A 1,222-nucleotide genomic window follows, 5' to 3' on the forward strand; every position below is an offset into this window, starting at 1 on the left:
CGGGGGTGAGCCGGCAACGGGTGAGGACCTCGAGTCCGAGGTAGCGGCGGCCCTCGGCCCACTCATCGGTCTGCTCGGCCAGCACCGCGCCCACGAGGCGAACGATGGCGGCTCGGTTGGGGAAGATCCCGACCGCGTCGGTGCGGCGGCGGATCTCCTTGTTCAGCCTCTCGGCGGGGTTGTTGGACCAGATCTGCATCCACACGTCTTTCGGGAAGCCGGTGAAGGCCAGCAGGTCCTCCCGGGCGTCGGCCAGGTGCTCAGCCACCTCGGGCAGCTTCTCGGCGACGTAGTCGATCAGCCGGTCGAACTGGGCGTTCACCGCGGCGGCATCGGGCTGGTCATAGACCGAGTGCAGCATCGCCTTCACGGCCGGCCACATGCTCTTCGGGCAGATCGACATGAGATTGGCCGCGTAGTGGGTGCGGCACCGCTGCCAGGACGCCCCGGGCAGGTGCGCGGCGATCGCGTCCTTGAGACCGGCGTGGGCGTCACTGGTGACCAGGCGGACTCCGCCCAGGCCCCGGGCCACCAGGTCGGCGAAGAACTCGTTCCACGCCGCCCCGGTCTCGGCCGTGGCCACCCGCATCCCGAGGACCTCCCGGTGGCCGTCGCCGTTGACCCCGGTGGCCAGCAGCACGACCGCGTTGACCACCCGCCCGCCCTCTCGGACCTTCATGGTCAGCGCGTCGGCGGCGACGAACGTAAAAGGGCCGGCCTCGTCCAGTGGCCGGTGGCGGAAGGACTCCACGTGCTCGTCGAGGTCACCGGCCATGCGCGAGACCTGGGACTTCGACAGGGAGTTGATGCCCAGGGTCTTCACCAGCTTGTCCATCCGACGGGTCGAGACCCCGGCGAGGTAACAGTCGGCGACCACGGTGATCAGCGCGGACTCAGCCCGTTTGCGCCGCTCCAGCAACCACTCGGGGAAGTAGGTGCCGGTGCGCAGTTTCGGCACGGCGACGTCGATCGTGCCGATGCGGGTGTCGAGCTCACGGTGCCGGTAGCCGTTGCGCTGCGCAGACCGGGTCGGGGTGGGCTTGCCCCATTCGGCGCCGACCACCGCCTCGGCATCAGCAGACAAGAGAGCGTTGATCACCGTCTGCAACAAGCTGCGCATCAGATCCGGGGACGCGTCGGACAGGGCTTCGCCGAGCAGGCCGGCAGGGTCGACAATGTGAGGAGCGGTCATCGTGATGATGTCCTTTCGAGGGTGCTGTGA

General features: G+C 68.7%; 1 protein-coding gene. It reads right to left on the reverse strand.

Annotation, left to right across the window (positions count from 1 at the left end; genetic code table 11):
- Nucleotides 1-1,192, reverse strand: a 1,192-nt coding sequence (locus Q9R22_RS13275) for an IS256 family transposase (RefSeq protein ID WP_311254302.1), incomplete at its 3' end; no start/stop codon positions are given.
- Between the last annotated feature and the right edge of the window lie 30 nt (nucleotides 1,193-1,222).

This window comes from Kocuria sp. PD6 (assembly GCF_031844145.1).
Taxonomy (GTDB): Bacteria; Actinomycetota; Actinomycetes; order Actinomycetales; family Micrococcaceae; genus Kocuria; species Kocuria marina.